The following is a 19,252-nucleotide window of genomic DNA, read 5'->3' as shown; positions in this document are numbered from 1 at the left end:
GGGTATTTTTGGGATAAAGAATCCACTATGGCGAACCAGAAATATAAAACCCCCACTTATGTTATTTCCGGCAACAGCAGCTTACTGGATGAGATCAATCATATCACGCCTGAAGTTGGCCGCATTCTGTTAGAGTTGAAACCCGACATTGAAAATGGCAGAAAGTATCTTCTTAAGAAAATAAACAAGCTATGTCTCCAGTATCCCAGGGTTCCGGTGTTCAAAAACATACTTTCCAATCTTTATGAACAGCAGGGAAATATGAAACAGGCTATAGCCGTAAATCACTGGCTGGTAAAGGAGCATCCCCACTACCTTTTTGGAAAGGTTAATCTGGCAGCTGAATATCTGTCCAGGGAGGAGCCCCATAAAGTACCTGAAATTCTGGGGGAGTATCTTGAGATTGGGACTTTATATCCTGAGCGGAAGGAGTTTCACGTGGAGGAGGTGCTCGCTTTTAATCTTATTGTAATACATTATTTTCTCGCCATTGGTGAAATCGATGATGCCGAATTGAGGGTGGAGCTTCTTCAGGATCTGGATGAAGATCATCCCAAGACCCGGCAAGCCCTGGATGCTATTCAGCGGTGGTATCTTTTAAATGCTGCCGTGCGAACAGAAGGACGAAAGGAAACCGAAAGAAAGGTTCCGGTAAAAGACACCCGCTCCCACCTTCAAACAGAAGAAGCCCCTCAATTCAATTTTCCGGAGCAAATTGGATGGCTCTACGAAAAGGGACTTAAAATTGATTTTTTCGAAATAGAAAAGATCCTGCAGCTTGAACCACAAAAACTGGTGGAAGACCTTGAAAAAATGCTGCAGGACAGTATTGCCCGTTTTGACTATTTTATGGAAGCAGCTCTTAAGGAAAATGTAGAACTCCAGGAACTGGATTTTCCTCAACATGCCTTGCTCCTGCTGGGGCATTTAAAAAGTGAGCGCTCATTTGATCAAATACTCCTTGTCCTTCAACAGGATAAGGAATTTACCGATTTCTGGTTTGGGTATAATTTAAGTTACCTCCTGGAAAATGCCATTTTTCACTGCGGAAGAAATAAAATTCCTGAACTGTTCAAATTTCTTAAGCAACCTAATATCTGTGGGCAAAGCAAAGCCGTTGTGGGAGAGACACTTGTTAAGATGATCGGAGAACAGGGAGATAATGATAAATATATTCCGAAGTATAAAGAATTACTTGATCATTACATCGCCAATGCTGATGATGAAAACCTGGCCGATACTGAGGCCATAGGTTTTTTAATAAGTGATGTTGTGGATCTGGGCTATAATTCCTTACTACCCGAAATTAAACAGCTTTTTGAGTTGGATCTTGTGGACAGTTTTATATGTGGGGCATATGAGAGACTGGAGCCTGAGATGCGGAAATTTTCTTACATGCCTTATGAAGGTTTTGCTAAACAGGAGCTCAACCAACAATATCAATTTTTTAATGAAGAGGATAGTCACCTTTTTCCTATTGAGACTTCAGATTTTGATGAAATGTATTACCGCCAATCCCTGGAAGCCATCGAAGAAATGAATAAACCGCTAAGAAGTGAAAAGAAAATCGGCCGCAACGACCCCTGCCCCTGCGGAAGCGGAAAGAAGTATAAGAAGTGTTGTTTGAATGATTAAATAGGGTAATTCGGGAAACGGGATTCGAGAACCGGGATTTGGTAATTCGTAAAACGGTAAACGGAAAGCGGTAAACAAAAACCAAGATTCGTTAATTCCTTAACTGGTGATTGGGTTCATGTGTTATAAGGAAAAAATAAGTTGGAATTTGGTACCTGGCATGCCTTCGCTCAAGCTTCGGCAGATAAAGTTTTGGTGCCTTGGTTTTTAATCGGGAAACGGGAATTGGGATTTGGTAATTCGTTAATTCGGTAAACGCTAAACGCTAAACGCTAAACGCCAAACAAAGAACCCAAAATCTGAACTTCGTACTAACTTCGTAAATCTAACTTCAGTACCAAGCACTGCAAACTTTCTGATCACTGAAAAACCTGCCTTTTAAATGATCAAAAATAAGGATTTACAAGGCAATAGATCAATGTGGCAGGAAGACCTTAAATTATTTTTTAATCTACTGGAGATCATATGTTTTTTTAACAGAACTATGTACTACATTTGATCATGATTATGGAAGAAAAATTTTCTTTTAAAACCTGGAGTCTGGTCTTTTTCCTCCTGCTCTTGGGCGGAAACAATCCTGCTTTTGCTTCGCAGTCTCAGACCTGTGATGTAACGTCTGTGACAGATACCGAGGAGGTGTTAAACAACTCCATGCTTGAGGCTCAGGTAAGTTCGCTCTTCGATTCCATACTTCCGCTTCAGAAGCCCATACTCTTTCAACAAGGGAGCGTTGGTACTATTGAAGATTATAAATTTCATAATCTTAACCTTACCACAACTTCCCTTGGATATTTAAAACGCTCCCGCTTCCTGGAACCGGGTCTGGGGGTAAAACAGGTGATCTTTCCATTTCACGTCTTTTTCTAAGTTTTCAGCTAAATCATTCCTGAAGGAGGTTCTTTGCCTCCCTCTTTTGCCACACCTACTCGTTTGGCAGCATTACCTGATACCCGAAACTTAAAAAATAAAAAAATGAAACTTGACATATTGATCATAGATATTGCCCTCGTGGCACTTATTGTAATTCCCTATATTCTTTTCATCCTTATTGGCAGGAGAGAACACAACAACTTAAAAAATAAATTCCTGAATGAAGCAAAATATCATCAGCTCCGTTGTGAGGAGGTTGATACCTGGAACAAAAATATGATGGGGCTGGATAAGGTCCGGCAAAAGATCCTTTTGGTGCAAAGAAGGCAAACTGAATTTGTTACAGTACTTATTGAACTAACAGAGGTGAAATCCTGCCAAATCCTTCGTGAGGTACAGACCTTAAAGATCGATAAGCGTACCGAGGATATCCTGCAGCGAATTCACCTCCAATTGATTCTGTTCAACGGATCTGAAAAGAGCGTTTCCCTGTATAATTGTGATGACACCTATTATCAGGAATATGAACTCCTGCATGCCGAAAGATGGAATAGTAGCATAAACGCATTAATATCCTTTCGTCCAACCATTAATTCGGCTGCATAAAAAACGGGAGAAGAGTTCCGTTTGTGAACTATTCTCATATTTTTATAATAAAAATAATATATTCACTTAAAATTCTTCAATTGTTTATATGATACTACAGTTTTTTTTGCTCATAGGCGGTCTCCTTTTACTTATCAAGGGTGCAGACTGGCTTGTGGAAAATTCCTCAACCTTTGCCCGAAAAAAGCGGATTTCAGACCTGGCTATAGGACTCACCATTGTGGCCTTCGGCACCTCGGCTCCCGAGCTGGTGGTCAACGTGGTGGCGGCATATCAGGGACATGAGGATATCGTATTTGGCAATGTAATAGGCAGTAACAATTTTAACCTGCTTTTTATTCTGGGGATCACGGGTCTCATCTCTCCCTTGCTGGTGCAGCAAACCACGGTGTGGAAAGAGATCCCGATTTCCTTTTTTGCTGCGATTTTATTGTTCCTCCTCGTCAATAACTTTTTTATGAACCAGGTAGGGGCGCTGGACAGGTGGGATGGATCAATCCTGATCATATTTTTCCTGACTTTCCTGTTCTATGTATACAAACAATTAAAGGAAGTACCCTCCACTACTCCTCCTGCTGAAACAAAACATTCTTCCAACGGCCGGATCTTACTATTCATCCTTTTAGGTTTGGCCGGATTGATATTGGGTGGACGTTTGGTGGTATCCTCTGCCATGGAAATTGCAGAAAGTCTTGGAGTGAGCGAGAAGATCATTGGGATCACTATAGTTGCGGCAGGTACTTCTCTGCCCGAATTGGCCACCTCTGTACTGGCGGCCTTTAAAAAGAATAACGACATTGCTGTTGGAAACATCATTGGTTCCAACATCTTCAACATCTTCTTTATCCTTGGATTGAGTTCGCTTGTAAAGCCAATCAACTATGATGCAGTCTTTAATACAGACCTGTATCTGCTATTGGGCGGCACCGCATTGTTATTCCTGTTTATGTTCCTCGGCGGAAAGAAAACCCTTGAAAGATGGGAAGCCGGGGTACTGCTTGTTATCTACCTCGCCTATACCGGTTATCTGGTCTCCATGGAGGTGTAGGTCCGGAAAAAAGGGATCTTCAGTATCAAATTTAACGATTAAGTGCTTATCAATATGAAATTTAAAAAGCTCCCAATGCACTGGAAGATTCTTATAGGCATGGGCCTTGGCGTTATGGCAGGGCTGTTACTGGCGAATTTTTCCTGGGCCCCCTCCTTTGTTAAGGACTGGATCAAACCCTTTGGTACCATGTTCATAAATGCGCTCAAGCTAATTGCTGTTCCCCTTATCCTCACTTCTTTGATCAAGGGAGTTTCAGATCTAAAAGACCTCTCTCATCTTTCAAAAATGGGATTTCGAACGGTCTTTACTTTCATAGCCACCACAGTAGTAGCTGTTTCCATAGGCCTTGTGCTGGTCAACATAATAAAACCGGGGGCCTCAATTTCTGAAGCCACGAGGGTCGATCTCATTAGCAGCTATGAAAGTGACGCCTCCACCAATATCTCCAAAGCTGTTGAGCAAAAGGAAACCGGTCCGCTGCAAGGGCTTCAGGAAATCATCCCCGACAACATTTTCGGTGCAGCTGCCGATAACCGGAACATGCTGCAGGTGATATTTTTCGCCCTGCTGGTAGGCGTGGGTCTTATTTTAATTCCGAAGGAATCGGCCCGGCCGGTGAAGGAGTTCTTTGATGGCTTTAATGATGTCATTCTAAAGATCATAGACCTTCTTATGTTGACAGCCCCATTTGGGGTATTTGCACTCCTCGCGGCCCTGGTGATTGATGCTCCCGGACTCGATCTTTTCGCTGCTCTGGGAATGTATGCTATTACCGTAATTGCCGGTTTGATCCTCATGTTGGTGGTTTACGCGATCCTGGTATATACCTTCACGGGAAAAAATCCTGCCGCCTTTTACAAAGCCCTGGCTCCGGCGCAATTGCTGGCCTTTTCGACCAGTTCCAGTGCGGCCACCCTTCCGGTAACTATGGAAAGGGTAACAGAACATATGGGTGTTCCTAAGGAAGTGGCGAGTTTCGTGCTACCGGTCGGCGCAACCATTAATATGGACGGGACCAGTCTTTATCAGGCAGTAGCGGCAGTTTTTATCGCCCAGGCCTTTGGCCTGGATCTTTCTATTGGCACCCAGCTGGGGATCATTGCAACGGCCACCCTGGCGTCCATAGGCTCGGCCGCCGTCCCCGGTGCAGGTATGGTCATGCTGGTCATCGTTCTTGCCCAGGCCGGAATTCCCGAAGCCGGACTTGCTCTAATCTTTGGAATCGACAGGCCTTTGGACATGTGTAGAACGGTTGTGAATGTCTCAGGTGATGCTGCAGTATCAAATCTGGTTGCCAAAGCCATAATACCGGTAACTGTTCCTGCTGTCGAACTGGAGGAAGTGAAGCTATAAATGTTGTACATAAAATCAGGGTTTTCACCTTGGACTATCAATTGTATAATTTATAATGAATAAGGTATAACAAGGATTGAAGGAAACTCCAAAACGATGTTCGTTAATTCGGGGATTGGTAGGTAGTTGTAACTGAACTTCTTAAATTTAACTTCGTACTTCTAACCTCGTACTTCCAACCCCGTACTTCTAACTTCGTAAATCTAAGTTCTATTTTTCTGCCTACTAACGACTGTGCACTGGAAACTTGCTGATCACTGAACAATTTTTTGGTGCTTGGAATCTGGGAATATGAAATTTAATCGCTGTAAACAACAATACTCTTTGTAATCTACAGAATATCCTATACTCTCGATAATTTTTATTTTTTGTTTAAATTTTGGTTAATAAATATAAACATTAATAATATAGCTCTATATTTACCTCATAATCAAACTTTAACAGATATGAAAAATGTTTTAAAAAATTCGAATGTGCTTATGACCTTCTTACTGGCAGGTCTGTTTATGATGGCGTCTTGTGCAAGTGAGCCCACCAATGAAGACTTAACTTCGCTTAATGCAAGTGTCGAAGATGCTTCGGCCCCAAATGCCAAAGCTTCTCCTGCAGCAATTAAGGGAGACAAGACTATCGCCGAGATAGTAGTATCCTATGCTACTGCCGAAGCTGAAGAAGACAGGCAGTTTACGCTGTTACTGGCAGCCCTGGAATATGCGGGAATTACTTCCATGTTCACAGAATCTGACCAGTACACGGTTTTTGCTCCTACCGATGCCGCTTTTGTGAAATTCCTTGACGGAAATACTTTAGATTCCTTTACCCCCGAACAGGTGGCAGCAGTATTGTCTTACCACGTCACCGACGGTAGAAGAATGAGCAACAGCGTGGTTCCAAAAAATTCTCCGCGTGAGATTACCACACTTTTAGGGCCTTCTATTTATATAAATAAAGCAGCCGGTATTGATACTAATGATGCCGACATGGAGGCTAATGCTTCCATTCTTGTAGCCGCTGGATTGTTTGACATTTCAGCCAGTAACGGAGTGATCCACGTAATCGATGAGGTACTGGTTCCCGTAACAGAATAAGCAAGATTTTGTACTTCAACTAAAAAGCTGTCTTTTCCAAAGACAGCTTTTTTAATTATATAATTTATAGGCCATAAGGTATAATGAATAATGTATAATGGGTTCCGGATTCAGAAGCTTACTCTGATATAGCCGCTCTTCCGGAAAAGGCTAAGTAAGACTTATAATATGCTTTACATATAAGATATTTCCTATTCTGAATTATTACCAATATACCTTCTTATAATTCTAATAATATTATTCTGGATTATTCACCCGCCGTTCCTGCATCCTTTCCTGCATCTGCCGGTACATAGCGGTATCGCGTTCCATCATTCTGGTCATGTTCTGCATCATTCTTTCCCGTCTTTCAGGATTGCGGAGCAGCATAGTGTCCTGTTCAATTACTTCATACATACCCACCATAACAGCATCCATGACCTCAGGGTCGGCCATCATTGTTGCTTCTACCTGTTTCCGCGTGTACAGGTTTCGCATTGCACCGCGATCTTGATGCATCTCTGCCATGAACTCAGCAAATAGTTCTTCATCATTGAGGATCTGCCGGTAAACTTCCTGCCTTTGTTCTTCATTTTCTGCCAGATTGATCTCCCGCTCCCGTTCCTCACAGGAGATAAAAATTGTGGAAAATAAAATCCCCAGCAGCAGTGACAGATTTCTTAAACTAATTTTTCTCATGATCTCAAGTTTTGGTTAGTTGTTATTTTAAAACAGGTCTTTTTTCTTAACTACCATTAATTTAAGGATTTATACAATAACAGCCGAACGGACTGAATAAAAATTGGGAAAAAGGATTATTTCGGGAATCGGTTAATTGGTTAATTGGTGATTAGTGATTGGTTAATTGGGAATCCGGAAACCGGGAATCGGGAATCGGGAATTGGTTAATTCGGGAATCGTTAATTCGGGATTTGGTATGGGGAATTGGGAGACTGGAGTCGCTAATTCTAAGGCTTGGCCCTTAGAATTTAGTGCTTGTAATGTGGTGCTTAAGATTTGAAGCCAGGTTTATTACCGGGAACTGTTTCCTCGTGACGGATTGCAAATCGGCGCCAGCTTTGATTTAATATTCAAGATGTCATCATTATATATAGCCAAATGAGATTTCTCGTCGCCTCTTCTTTTTCTCAAAATAAAAGGCTCTGTTGAAATGACAATCCCACTCTTTATGATTTATTGCAAAAAGCTACACATACACAATTTTCAACTCCGTAAAATCTCTCTTCAAATTTACTGCCGACTAAAAACTGCATACTGCCTACTGAAATCGTACTTCTAATTTCGTAAATCTTACTTCTACTTTTATGTTTTCCCGTAAATTGCCAATCGTAAATACTTTATTGTTTATTGTTTATTGTTAATTGAACTTATGGAGGTAATAACCTGGGCCAGGATCATTCATGTTTTGGCAGTGGTAATCTGGATTGGTGGGGTAGCAATGGTGACCATGGTGATCATTCCGGCAGTAAAAAAACTCAATTCCAAAGAAGATAAAATTGACACTTTTGAGAGAATAGAAGGTAAATTCGCCAATATCGCAAAGGTAGCCACTATACTAACTGCACTCAGTGGTTTTTACATCCTCCATGAAATGAACGCCTGGAACCGTTATCTCGATCCCCGGTTTTGGTGGATACATGCCATGACCATTATCTGGCTCATCTTTACTGTCATTCTTTTTATCCTGGAGCCTCTACTTTTGCACCGCCTTTTTAGAAAGTACACTCAAAGGAACCCTGAGAAGACCTTCCGGATCATGCATCGGGCGCATTGGGTATTGCTCATTCTCAGCTTCATTACAATTATCGGTGCAACAGCAGGAAGCCACGGGCTGTATTTCTTTTAAAAGTAAGATTAAAATACGGGCTCCGACTTCCGTCAGATTCCGGATCTTATTGATTTTCAACTGATGATTTTAAAAATAAACAGTACGAGTAACCTCCTCTCCCTTGTTCAACTAATTTTTTTTTGTAATTTACACTCTCTCAGTCACTTCCCCTTTTCCCCAACTCCAATATTCCCCAAAAAAAATTCCCCTTACCCCCTAATAAGCGGTTTATTAATCAAAACCAGTATATTATGAAAAGAGTAAGGATAATGCTTGAAAATTCCGTAACGGTTCGGATGTTGATGCTAAATTTTATAGTGATCTTTTTTCTGAGCTGTGAAAAAGAATCTCTTAGTACTGATCCCACTGCTGTGGATAGAATGGAAGAGGCCGATCTAAAGGCGAACAAAAATCTGTATTCAGAAACCTTTGAATTTTCTGCCCCTGTGTATGATATTGCGGCTGCGCCCGACGGAAGTATTTTGGTGGCAGTAAACCAGGGAGATGACAGAATAATTCAGCAGATCAAAAATGGAAGTCTTAGGACTATGGTCGAATTTCAAACAGCTACCGCTATTCAGGGCATTGCACCTATTGGTGCGGGTAACGCCTTCGTCACCACCGGAGGAACAGATCTTGCCGAACACGGGGAGCTCTACCGGGTCTCCAATGGAAAGGCCAGAATGGTGGCCGACCTCGGCGCCTATGAATTCGAAAATGATCCTGATGCTTATTCGGGGATTCAGTGGAAAGATCAATTATGTGAAGCTATAGACGGGTTTAGTGCCGGTCCTCAAAACAATCCTTTTAAAGTAGCAGCACTTTCCGGCAGCACTGCTCTGATAGCCGATGCTGCAGGTAACACTTTGCTTTCGGCCACCACTACCGGCGATATTGACTGGGTAGCCATCTTTACACCGCCAGTCGATGAGAACGGAGATTACATCCTTCGATGGGACGCAGGAGACGAATCTCAATCTATTCCCTGTTTTGTACAACCGGTACCCACCTCGGTAGCTATAGGACCTGATGGTTATATTTATGTCGGCGAACTCACCGGGACACTAGCTGTTGAAGACGGTCTTGTTCCCATTGGACTTTCGCGTGTTTGGAAAATCCCTGCCGATGCGAACAAGGTCGTTTGCGAAGTAGGTTCCGGTCCCTGCCAGTTGCTTATCGACGGACTAACCTCTGTGATCGATCTGGCCATTGGTCCCGACGGACTCCTCTATGTAGTGGAATTTGACGAGAACAGTTGGTGGTCCTCTTTTTATCCTCCGCTGCCTCCTGCAGGAGGAACCATAAGCGTCTACGAGCTGGATGGTACTCTTGTAAAAGTGGTGGCTTCGAGCCTCTCCTTTCCCAGTGCCATAACCTTTGATAAAAATGGAAATCTATGGTTGCTTGAAAACAATTACATCGGTCTTCCCGGTTATCCGCCAACGGTAAGGATGCTGGAGTATTAACAGTGTGAACAACATGAAACAATGAAGACAGGGTCGGCCGTTAAAGCCGGCCTTTTTGCTTTCGCAATTTCGTTAACTTGGGAGTCGGGAATGGGAAACCGGCCCTCCTTCGCTTCAAAAGCTTCGGTGGGTAAAGAATCGGGAACCGGGAAACGTTAATTGGTTATTTAGGGATTGGTTAATTGGTTATTTAGGGATTGGTTAATTGGTTATTTAGGGATTGGTTAATTGGCGATTGGTGGCCCACCTACGCCAAAAGCTTTGGCGGGTAGAAATTTGATGCTTGGAATTTGTTAATTGTTAATTGGAATTTGGTGCTTGGTGCTTGGCCCACCTCCGCTAAAAGCTTCGGCGGGTAAAAATTTGGTGCTTGGAATTTGTTCATTGTTCATTGTTCATTGTTCATTGTTCATTGGAATTTGGTGCTTGGAATTTGGTGCTTGGAAAGCACTGATCTTTCCTGATCACCAACATTATTCTTTAGTAATTCTTTAGTAAAATTTCTTTGCACCAAAGCCTTTAAATCCTGAACTTAAAAGAAAAAAGAGATATGAAAAAGAAAATGAGAGCTGCCAGGTACGATCAATTTGGAGGACCAAAAGAAGTAAAGACAGGCGAGATCGAAATTCCGGAGTTAAAAGAGGGAGAAGTACTGGTGAAAATAAAAGCAGCGGGTGTTAATCCTGTAGATGCTGTAATTACCAAAGGATATTACAAAGATATGATGCCACACAGCTTTCCGGTCATCCCAGGTTGGGATTTCGCCGGAGTAATAGAAGAAAGAGGTCACGCAGCAAGAAGATTCGAAGTGGGAGAGGAAGTATATGCATACGCTCGCAGACCGGAAGTGAAATGGGGAACTTTTGCTGAATACATTATTATCCCTGACAGCTATCTCGCTACACGTCCCAAAAATGTATCTATGAAAGAGGCCGCTGCTATACCACTGGCGGGATTAACTGCTTATCAGGCTCTGTACATTGCAGCCAGATTATCGGAAGGCCAAAAACTCCTCATCCTTGGATCTTCGGGAGGTGTTGGTAGTTTTGGAATTCAATTGGCAAAGGCAAAAGGCGCAGAAGTCATTGGCGTCGCCAGTAGCAAGAACCACGAATATATGCGATCCCTGGGCGCAGACCACACAATAGATTATAAGGATAAAAACATTGGAGAGGCAGTAAAGGAAATTTATCCCGAAGGTGTTGATCTTATCTTTGACTGCACCAGCGGGGACAGTCTGCAGCAAAGCCTAAAAGGTCTGAAGAAATCAGGAAAACTGGTTTCTATATTGAATCAGGGAGAAGACCTGGATCCCAATATTGATTTTGAATTTGTTTTTGTGGAACCTCACGCAAAACAATTGGAAAGTTTTCGGGAAATGGTAGAAGAAGGAAAAATTACAGTTAAGGTAAATCAGACTTATTCTCTTGAAGAAGCTGCCGAAGCCCTAAAACAAATAGAAACCTTACATACTACCGGAAAAATTGTAGTGGTACCTTAGAAATCGTATAATGGATAATATATATTTTGCTCAGTTTTTAAACCCGGGGTAAAAATTCCGGGCTACTCCTCCTCTGCAGAATGCTATAGAGGATAAATGAATCTTCGGCGGGTAAATTCTATGTCTTTAGAATCCGTATTCCTTCATCTTCAAATTTTCAAATCACCACATCTTCAAATCTCTTTTTAAAATTTGGTGCGTTTAGCAATTGTTTATTCAATTAATAATTGATTAAGAGTCCGCAAATTTTATTTTCATAAATTATGTCTTATAAATATTCAGCATGTTTGGCATAAGCGACATCCCTAAATTTATACTTGCATTTTTCCTGGTCCTCCCGGTGATCTCCATACTTCATGAGGCCGGACATGTATTTTTTGCATGGGTTATGGGGGCGAAAAAGATCAGGGTGGTGGTAGGAAGCGGCAAACCGATCTTAGATTTTGGAATTGTTGAAATAAGGCAATTCTATTTCTGGTATGGCTTCTGCAATTTTGAAAACATCAAACGCAAAGAGAAACTGGCTAACATCCTTATCTTTTCGGGGGGTGCGTTTTTTAATCTGCTGAGTATCATTGCAGTGATCTTACTGGTCGAAAATGAAGTTCTCGAAGAGGGAATGCTCACCTATCAATTCACCTATTTCTCTATGTATTACGTGTTCTTCGCAATGCTGCCCATGATCTATCCCGACGGAAATTTCAGCGACGGCAAAATCATTCTTGAACTCCTAAAGAATAATAAAGAAATCATTAAGGAGCGGACATACCGAATAAAATTTAAAGCTGAAAGCGAAGAATGGGAGGTGCTGGACCACCAAAAGGAACTGATCCAAACCTTCGAAAATGAGGAAGATGCGCGGGAAAAAGCCAGGTCCATCGCACAGGACAACCGTCCCAGCCGTATCATTCGCATTCAGGGAGATGACGAAAAAGAGATACAGAATTATCCCCGTATCCCCCTGTAGCTACTTTACAACCCACAACGGCACAGCGAGATTGGCGTTAAACAGTTCCTCGGTCACCGTACCAACTGCAAAGGGTGAAAAAGTATTTCCACCTTTATCTGCTACCACCAGCAGGTCTACGTCTGATTTCCGGAGATTGGCCATAATCTTTTGCGCGGCTCCCGATTCTCTTCCCATGAAGATGAGTGGCTCAATACTTTCGGAATAATTAAGCTTCTTCAGGTATTTCTCAAATTTTTCCTCAACATGCTTTTCCACTTTTGGGCCCATAGATTCGGGAGAAACATAGGGAGAAAATTGCACTGGAACACTATAGACATGGACCACCTTTAATTGAGTATTATTTCCCTCCTGCAGCATTTTGGTCACTGTAAAGACTTTTCGGGAATCCTGGGAAAAATCAGTTCCGGCCCAGATAACATCAATCTTATCATTTGCTACCGCAGGCACTGCGAGGATATCACAGCGCAACAGGCGCAGTAATTTGCCGCTTACAACGCCGGTTCCTTTCTCGTGCTTCTTGTTACCGACAATGGCGAGGTTGATCGCGTATTTTTCCACAATATATTTCAAAAGGGACTCACTGTAAGGATCTTCAGATATAAGTACTTCCCAGTTAGATGAGGCTTTAAAATGGGTTTTTACCTTCTCATTCAGCTCATCTCCTATCACCTCATCCAGATTTACATCCTTAAGATGTTCTTCAAAAAGTTCGGAGATCTCGTATTTCTTGATGTTATGTACAAAATACACGTTCTCTGCCTGCAGTCTTTCAGCAATAAAAGATGCATAGGTGATCAATTTTTCATCTATCGCTGAAAGATCCAGCGCCACCATTATATTCTTAATATTTTTCATAACCTGTTACTGATTATCGGAATTATTTCTTCCTCTTTTTTTAATAATGTCTGAAATTACTTCTTCATAGCTCTCCTTTTCCTTCAGCGCTTTCTTCTCTTCTGCTTTTTGATATTCATCCCGCACTCCTATATATAGTGAATAACACATGAAGAGCAGGATAAAAGCAAACGGCAGCCCCGTTACTATAGAGGCAGTCTGCAGGGCCTGTAAGCCTCCTCCAATAAGCAATACAGCTGCTATCCCTCCTTCGGCCAGGGCCCAAAAAATCCGCTGCCCAACAGGGGCATCGATCTTTCCTCCTGAAGTGAGGCTGTCTACAACCAAAGATCCGGAATCTGAAGAGGTGACAAAAAAGCCGGCTATCAGGATCACCCCGATGATATTCAATACCACCGCAAAAGGATAATCCTCCAGGAAGACGAAAAGTGCCGTCGCTACATTATCATTAACTGCATTTAAAATAGTCTGATCTCCCGTCAATGCCTGCTGAATAGAGGTGCTTCCGAAAGCGGTGATCCAGAAAAAGGTAATCAGAGAAGGTACGATGAGCACTCCCAGAATAAATTCCCTGATGCTACGACCTTTGGAGATACGCGCAATAAACATCCCCACAAACGGAGACCAGGCGATCCACCAGCCCCAGTAAAATACTGTCCAGGCATTCTGCCAGTCATTCCCGGTGTAGCTCTCGGTCCAGGAAGATATCTCTAAAAAGCTGTACAAGTAATTTCCTGTATTCTGAACAAATGCCTGAAAGATGAAAATAGTAGGTCCTAAAACCACTACAAGTAACAACAACAGAACTGCTATCCTCATGTTCCATTCACTCAGGAATTTCACCCCTTTGTCCACTCCAAGCACCACAGAGATAGTAGCAATAGCGGTAATTCCCGCGATAAGGCTTACCTGGGTGACAATGCCGCTGTCCACTCCAAACACGTGTGCTAAACCTGCTGCTATCTGCTGCACTCCCAATCCTAATGAAGTCGCCAGCCCAAACAAGGTCGCCAGCACTGCAAAAATATCTATCAGGTCTCCTCTTTTTCCGTAGATCTTATCGCCCAGGACAGGATAAAACACAGAACGAATAGTGAGCGGTAAACCGTGGGAATAAGTGAAATAGGCTAAAGACAATCCCACCAGTGCATAGATTCCCCAGGCATGAAAGCCCCAATGCAGAAAGGTAAAGTTCATAGCTTCCTGTGCAGCCGCCGGCGTGCCGCCTTCCGTGAGCGGCGGATTCATAAAATGCATCATAGGCTCTGAAATACTCCAGAAAAGTAGGCCTATTCCCATACCCGCACTAAAGAGCATCGCGAACCAGGAGATGGTTTTGAATTCGGGTTTTGCATCCTTCCCTCCTATCCTGATGCTGCCGAATTTACTAAAGGCGAGATAGATCATGAAGATCAGGAAGATATTTACACAGAGTACAAAGAACCAGCCGCCGTTGTTGGCCACAAAATTCTGTATGGCATCAAAGTAACCTTCCGCCTCCTCCTTAAAGATCAGCGTAAGGGCAATACTTAATATGATAATGATGGTAGAAGTGAAAAATACGGGGCCATTGACATTTAAGCCCATTATTGATTTTCGCTCATCACTTCTTACGATCTTCTTAGCCATAGTATTATTTTTAGCGTTTAGTGCTTTTTAGAAATAGTAGCCGAAATTTATATTGAATCTCGCCTCCCACTTCGCATTAGGATTTCCTGCTGCAAAATCATCAACAAAGTTGCCCCCCAGCCAGGAATGGTTGTACCCGGCGGCATAGTCAATATAAGTGTAAAGATTACCGGCAGTAACTAATACTCCCGTCACATTCATATATGAATCCTCAAATGAATTTTCCTTCTTCTGCATATATCCAAAATCGTTGTAAAACTGCAGATTGGACACCGGGCCCCAGCTCACCGGTACATTCCGTGCGACAGCCAGGGTATACAGATTAAAATCGGCCGCTACCTCATAGGGAGCACCGTAGGCTGCCATGGTAATGATCTCTTCGGAAGCTCCTTCCTCATTTTTAGGATTATGGGAAACGAGCATAGCTTCGGTCTTAAGGTTCCATAGCTTATAATCTGTCTCATAATGAAGAGCGAGAGCATAATGATTTCCGTTCTTTTTGGTGTTGATGTTGTAAAGTCCGCCGTATTGGGCCGAAGCTCCAAATCGCGACTGAAGGCTGTCTCCCCATTTATACAGGAGCTTGACATTCCCCTGATGCACCTCTTTATTATTCCCGGCCACATCATAAGAGTACCTGCTGTGGGATACTGCGGAAGCATCTCCAAACCTCAGCTCTTCGGCATTTTTGAAGTAAGCTGCCTGGTATTCCCATTTTTCTCCCAGGTGCATATATTTTATTCCCATATCATGATCGTCCTCCAGCCCCATATAATAGCCGAGATTAAAGAACCAGTTGTGAGAATTGTACTGCTGTATTCCCAAAGGAACCTGGGTGAGTCCCAGCTGCAGCTCTCTTACCTCATCGAATTTATACCCAAACCATCCCTGCTTTAGCATTCCCCCGCCAAAGGCTTCGGAGTAATGACGGAATTCGGCATTGACATAAACACCCTGATATGCAGCAACCGCATTGATCCTGAACATATCATAGCCAAAATCCCCGCCCCTTTTCTTTTGTTCGGGTTTCCAGGAAGAAAGGTTGTAGTTAAAACGTAAGGCCCCTCCAATATCAACTTCCGGGGACTCCTGAGCCTGTAAAGGTGAAAAAAGCACTCTGCTCCCCAGGAAGATTAAGAACCAAAGTTTTTGTAGAGATTCTGTCATGGATGAGTATTAAAGAATACCCAAGTTAATTTTAATGTGACGGAAAAAAGGTCTCAGGAAGTATAAAATATTGTTAAGACAAGTTGATTCAAGGTTCAGGATTCAAAATTTCAAGATTGAATATCAGCTCCCTGTGTTTCACGCTAAGCTCGCGAAAAGCAAAAAAACAAGAGCACGAAGAAAGTTTTTGGAAATTGGTTTTTGGTGCCTGGAATTTGGTGAATAGTTAATTGGGGAATCTCCAATCGTTAATTGGTTAATTCAGTACTAGTACATTAACTGAACTTCGTACTTCTAACTTCGTAAATCTAACTTTAATTTCACTGCCTACTAACTACTGCGCACTGTTTACTCTTTGTCGATTTTACCTGGTCTTAACTGATGCTACAAAATGTAAAGCATTATACAGCAACTGCCGGTAACTCGGATTGTTATAAGCACTTTCACTATGACCATTAAGCAGGTAAACGATTTGGGAATTGCCGTATTTATTAACCCAACCAAGAATATTCCCACTAGAGGGATGGGCTGTAGTCAATAAGATTTCTACATCATCATTCACCACGTAATCCTTATAAGTTTCATCAAAGATTATAAAATCTTCTACTCCCCTGGTGACAGCATGCTCCTTATGCGCCACCACAACTTCATATTGCACATCATGCCGGTAAACTGACTGGATAGTGTCGCCTGTGGCAGTGATAAAAGGAGTTTTGTTATAATACCTTCCCCCAATAATATTCCGGAATTCATCCCATTCCCTGTAGGATAACAACGAATGATGAAGAAAAACTGCAGGAGCCCCTTCCTGAAAGAACTTCGTTATGTTCTGTTTTTGCTCATCTGTCAGGACCACCTCTTCGGGCATATCATAGAATAAAAGCGCATCATAATGCCTAAGGCTGTCTGAACTGAATAGTTCAACGACTTCAGATTGAGAGATTTCTGTCCATTGTATGTTTTCCAAATTATCTAACATACTATAAAAAGCTTCTCGGTTGAATTTTCTGTCATCAGTTACAACCAGTACCTCGAACTGCTTTTCCTGTTCAACGGATTGTCCTTTGGATTGAAAAAAGAAAAAAAGGAATAAAAATGGTGCAAATTTACTCATGCCTGTAAGTCGGGACTACTTCCTAAAAATAGTGAAAAATTGAGTGTTTTCGGAAACTAAAAGAACAGGATTTAAGATCCAGGACTGTAAATAAGTTCCTGATGTTTCACACGAAGTCCACGAAGAGCAAAAAATAAGAACACGAAGAAAGTTGTCGCAAATTGGTTTGGTGCTTGGAATTTGGTGCTTGGAATTTGGTGATTAGTTAATTGGGGATTGGTTAATTAGTGATTCGGGAATCTTTAATCAAAAATAATTAGTGAAATATTATTAAAGAGTTTCATGAACAATAAAAATTTAACAGAAATTGGAATTTGGTGCTTGGAATTTGGTGCTTGGAATTTGGTGCTTGGAATTTGGTGCTTGGAATTTGGTGCTTGGCCCACCTCTGCTGAAAGCTTCGGTGGGTAAAAATTTGGTGCTTGTGCTTGGAATTACTCCGGATTAGCTGAACAAAGACAACGTCCTGTGACTCGCCATTATTGCTGCATTCTTACTCGTTCTGTCTACCGGCCGTGTCATTTGAATGTCATCTGAATTTTCAAAGAAAATCACTTTAGGTGCGCCCTGCTTCCGCAGGTAATTACTGAGGATTTTATGAGTATGGTAAGTAGCTGTTTGCCGCTTTAAAAAAGGCTCGTAATCTTCAAATCTGCTTACCTGCGCATCAGTATTAATGAATCCGAAGCCCTGGTATTGCCCCTCCTTTACCAGTACAAAAGCCTCTTCCTCAAAGTGCCTGCCCTTTTCCCTGATCACAAAAGTGGAGGATTCTTCTGTAAGCGAAGCAATGGCCGTTTCTACCTTCCGGTTATAGTTTACTACCTCCTCTTTACCGGAACAGATACCTTCACAACTCACAATACTGTAATGAGAACATTCCTCAACATTACTCTGGAGGCTGCAGTATTTTGGACAGAGATTGAATTCCCTGCACAGATATTCCAGCTTCTCCTGCGCCAGTGCCCTGCTGTAAAAAGTGCCTATAGATTCCCTTCGCTTTGTTGTTCTTTCCAGAACAAGCTGCAAAACACCCAGCTGATTAGTATAACTCACGATCTGATACACCGGGCCCGGCCTTTTTTGTGCCCTGTTGAACCTGGGATAATATTTCCTGATGCATTCTGCCTCAAGAAGTAATGCTACAAGCTCACTACCGGTGGTTTCGTGATCTATGGAAAAAGTTTCCTGACCTAATTGATATTCCTTGCTCATGCGGTCGTAAAAGTGTGAAACTACGCGCTTCTTAATATTTATGGCCTTTCCCGCATAGATCACTTTATGCTGCCTGTCTTTGAACAAATAGATCCCCGCACTTTCTGGCAGCCTGTGGATCTCATCGGCATCAATATGTGGTGGTAAAGTTGCCTGCCTCGATCGCACGTGCAGGAAAGAATTGATTACTTTATAATCTTCATCCAGCGACAGCAGGCGTTGAAATAAAATCACAGTCGCATCGGTATCCCCTTCGGCCCGGTGACGGTTGGAAATGGGAATATTGATGGAATCACACAACCTTCCCAGGCTGTAGGAAAACAAGCCGGGAATAAGTTTTCTGGAAAGGCGGACAGTACAGAGTTTTCTACGGGTATATTCGAATCCAAGTTCGCTGAATTCATTCCGCAGCACATTATAGTCAAAGTTCACATTATGTGCCACAAAAATGGCATCCCTGGTGAGCTCCTCCACCTTTTTGGCTACTTCATGAAATTTTGGGGCATCGGCTACCATGTTGTTATCGATACCCGTTAGAGCAGTGATCTGCCGCGGAATTTCCTTCTCCGGATTGATAAGACTGGTGAATTTGTCAACGACCTTTAAGCCCCTAAGCAATACGATACATATCTCGGTAAGACGGTTACCATTTATTCCTCCTCCGGTGGTCTCAACATCTATAACTGCAAATAACTGGTCTTTCATGAAGGTTTCAAAAAGGGTAAAAATAGCTATTAATTTTTAAAAAATGTAGGAAATAATCCACAAGAATGGAAAAAATCCGATTAAAATGCATGCCATTGGTTAATTGGTGAATTGGGGATTGGTTAATTTCGATAATTCGAGAGTCGGTAACTCGTTCGAGAAACGACAATCGGGAATCGACAATCGGGAAACGGAAAAC

Annotated in this window: 16 protein-coding genes; 10 read left to right on the top strand and 6 right to left on the bottom strand. The window is 42.3% G+C overall.

Annotated features, from left to right (window positions below; translation table 11 throughout):
• The first annotated feature begins 27 nt into the window (after nucleotides 1-27).
• The 6 genes from G564_RS20840 (at nucleotide 28) to G564_RS0106445 (ending at nucleotide 6,603) form a co-directional block, all read left to right on the top strand.
• Nucleotides 28-1,635, top strand: a complete 1,608-nt coding sequence (locus tag G564_RS20840; RefSeq protein WP_029036944.1) for an SEC-C metal-binding domain-containing protein — start codon at nucleotides 28-30, stop codon at nucleotides 1,633-1,635.
• 507 nt (nucleotides 1,636-2,142) lie between these two features.
• Nucleotides 2,143-2,502 carry a hypothetical protein gene (locus G564_RS0106465; RefSeq protein ID WP_156879192.1) on the top strand — a complete coding sequence of 120 codons (360 nt, stop codon included), beginning with the start codon at nucleotides 2,143-2,145 and terminating at the stop codon, nucleotides 2,500-2,502.
• A 105-nt stretch (nucleotides 2,503-2,607) separates the two neighbouring features.
• The gene (locus tag G564_RS0106460; protein ID WP_156879191.1) at nucleotides 2,608-3,111 is read left to right on the top strand and encodes a hypothetical protein; all 504 of its coding nucleotides are present in this window, start codon (nucleotides 2,608-2,610) and stop codon (nucleotides 3,109-3,111) included.
• Nucleotides 3,112-3,199: 88 nt separating this feature from the next.
• Nucleotides 3,200-4,159: a calcium/sodium antiporter gene (locus tag G564_RS0106455; protein WP_029036941.1), complete on the top strand. Its 960-nt coding sequence runs from the start codon at nucleotides 3,200-3,202 to the stop codon at nucleotides 4,157-4,159.
• Nucleotides 4,160-4,234: 75 nt separating this feature from the next.
• Nucleotides 4,235-5,515 (top strand): dicarboxylate/amino acid:cation symporter, encoded by a 1,281-nt coding sequence (locus G564_RS0106450; protein WP_029036940.1) that lies wholly within the window; start codon nucleotides 4,235-4,237, stop codon nucleotides 5,513-5,515.
• A 446-nt stretch (nucleotides 5,516-5,961) separates the two neighbouring features.
• Entirely contained in the window at nucleotides 5,962-6,603 is a 642-nt protein-coding gene (locus G564_RS0106445) for a fasciclin domain-containing protein (protein ID WP_029036939.1), read from the top strand.
• A 237-nt stretch (nucleotides 6,604-6,840) separates the two neighbouring features.
• Here the strand turns inward: G564_RS0106445 and G564_RS0106440 are convergent, their stop codons facing one another.
• Entirely contained in the window at nucleotides 6,841-7,281 is a 441-nt protein-coding gene (locus tag G564_RS0106440; protein ID WP_029036938.1) for a hypothetical protein, read from the bottom strand.
• Nucleotides 7,282-7,972: 691 nt separating this feature from the next.
• Between G564_RS0106440 and G564_RS0106435 the strand changes: the two genes are divergently transcribed.
• The 4 genes from G564_RS0106435 (at nucleotide 7,973) to G564_RS0106420 (ending at nucleotide 12,365) form a co-directional block, all read left to right on the top strand.
• Nucleotides 7,973-8,449: a membrane protein gene (locus G564_RS0106435; protein ID WP_029036937.1), complete on the top strand. Its 477-nt coding sequence runs from the start codon at nucleotides 7,973-7,975 to the stop codon at nucleotides 8,447-8,449.
• Between the two features lie 233 nt (nucleotides 8,450-8,682).
• Nucleotides 8,683-9,897 carry a ScyD/ScyE family protein gene (locus tag G564_RS0106430; protein WP_029036936.1) on the top strand — a complete coding sequence of 405 codons (1,215 nt, stop codon included), beginning with the start codon at nucleotides 8,683-8,685 and terminating at the stop codon, nucleotides 9,895-9,897.
• Nucleotides 9,898-10,447: 550 nt separating this feature from the next.
• Nucleotides 10,448-11,398 carry an NADP-dependent oxidoreductase gene (locus tag G564_RS0106425; RefSeq protein WP_051205340.1) on the top strand — a complete coding sequence of 317 codons (951 nt, stop codon included), beginning with the start codon at nucleotides 10,448-10,450 and terminating at the stop codon, nucleotides 11,396-11,398.
• Between the two features lie 283 nt (nucleotides 11,399-11,681).
• Nucleotides 11,682-12,365 carry a site-2 protease family protein gene (locus G564_RS0106420; protein ID WP_029036934.1) on the top strand — a complete coding sequence of 228 codons (684 nt, stop codon included), beginning with the start codon at nucleotides 11,682-11,684 and terminating at the stop codon, nucleotides 12,363-12,365.
• On the opposite strand, the gene G564_RS0106415 is transcribed toward G564_RS0106420, so the two are convergent.
• The 5 genes from G564_RS0106415 to G564_RS0106390 form a co-directional block, all read right to left on the bottom strand.
• Nucleotides 12,366-13,223: a universal stress protein gene (locus G564_RS0106415; RefSeq protein WP_029036933.1), complete on the bottom strand. Its 858-nt coding sequence runs from the start codon at nucleotides 13,221-13,223 to the stop codon at nucleotides 12,366-12,368.
• Nucleotides 13,224-13,229: 6 nt separating this feature from the next.
• Nucleotides 13,230-14,852, bottom strand: a complete 1,623-nt coding sequence (locus G564_RS0106410; RefSeq protein WP_029036932.1) for a BCCT family transporter — start codon at nucleotides 14,850-14,852, stop codon at nucleotides 13,230-13,232.
• A 27-nt stretch (nucleotides 14,853-14,879) separates the two neighbouring features.
• Nucleotides 14,880-16,019, bottom strand: a complete 1,140-nt coding sequence (locus G564_RS0106405; RefSeq protein WP_029036931.1) for a hypothetical protein — start codon at nucleotides 16,017-16,019, stop codon at nucleotides 14,880-14,882.
• 364 nt (nucleotides 16,020-16,383) lie between these two features.
• Nucleotides 16,384-17,133 carry a ThuA domain-containing protein gene (locus tag G564_RS0106400; RefSeq protein ID WP_029036930.1) on the bottom strand — a complete coding sequence of 250 codons (750 nt, stop codon included), beginning with the start codon at nucleotides 17,131-17,133 and terminating at the stop codon, nucleotides 16,384-16,386.
• 444 nt (nucleotides 17,134-17,577) lie between these two features.
• On the bottom strand, nucleotides 17,578-19,053 hold the full coding sequence (locus G564_RS0106390) for an exonuclease domain-containing protein (RefSeq protein WP_029036929.1): 1,476 nt from the start codon (nucleotides 19,051-19,053) through the stop codon (nucleotides 17,578-17,580).
• Nucleotides 19,054-19,252 lie beyond the last annotated feature (199 nt).

Origin of the sequence: Salinimicrobium xinjiangense DSM 19287, assembly GCF_000423585.1 — a bacterium.
GTDB lineage: Bacteria > Bacteroidota > Bacteroidia > Flavobacteriales > Flavobacteriaceae > Salinimicrobium > Salinimicrobium xinjiangense.
The sequence above is the reverse complement of the archived record's forward strand: the minus strand, read 5'-3'. Positions and strand labels throughout refer to the sequence as shown.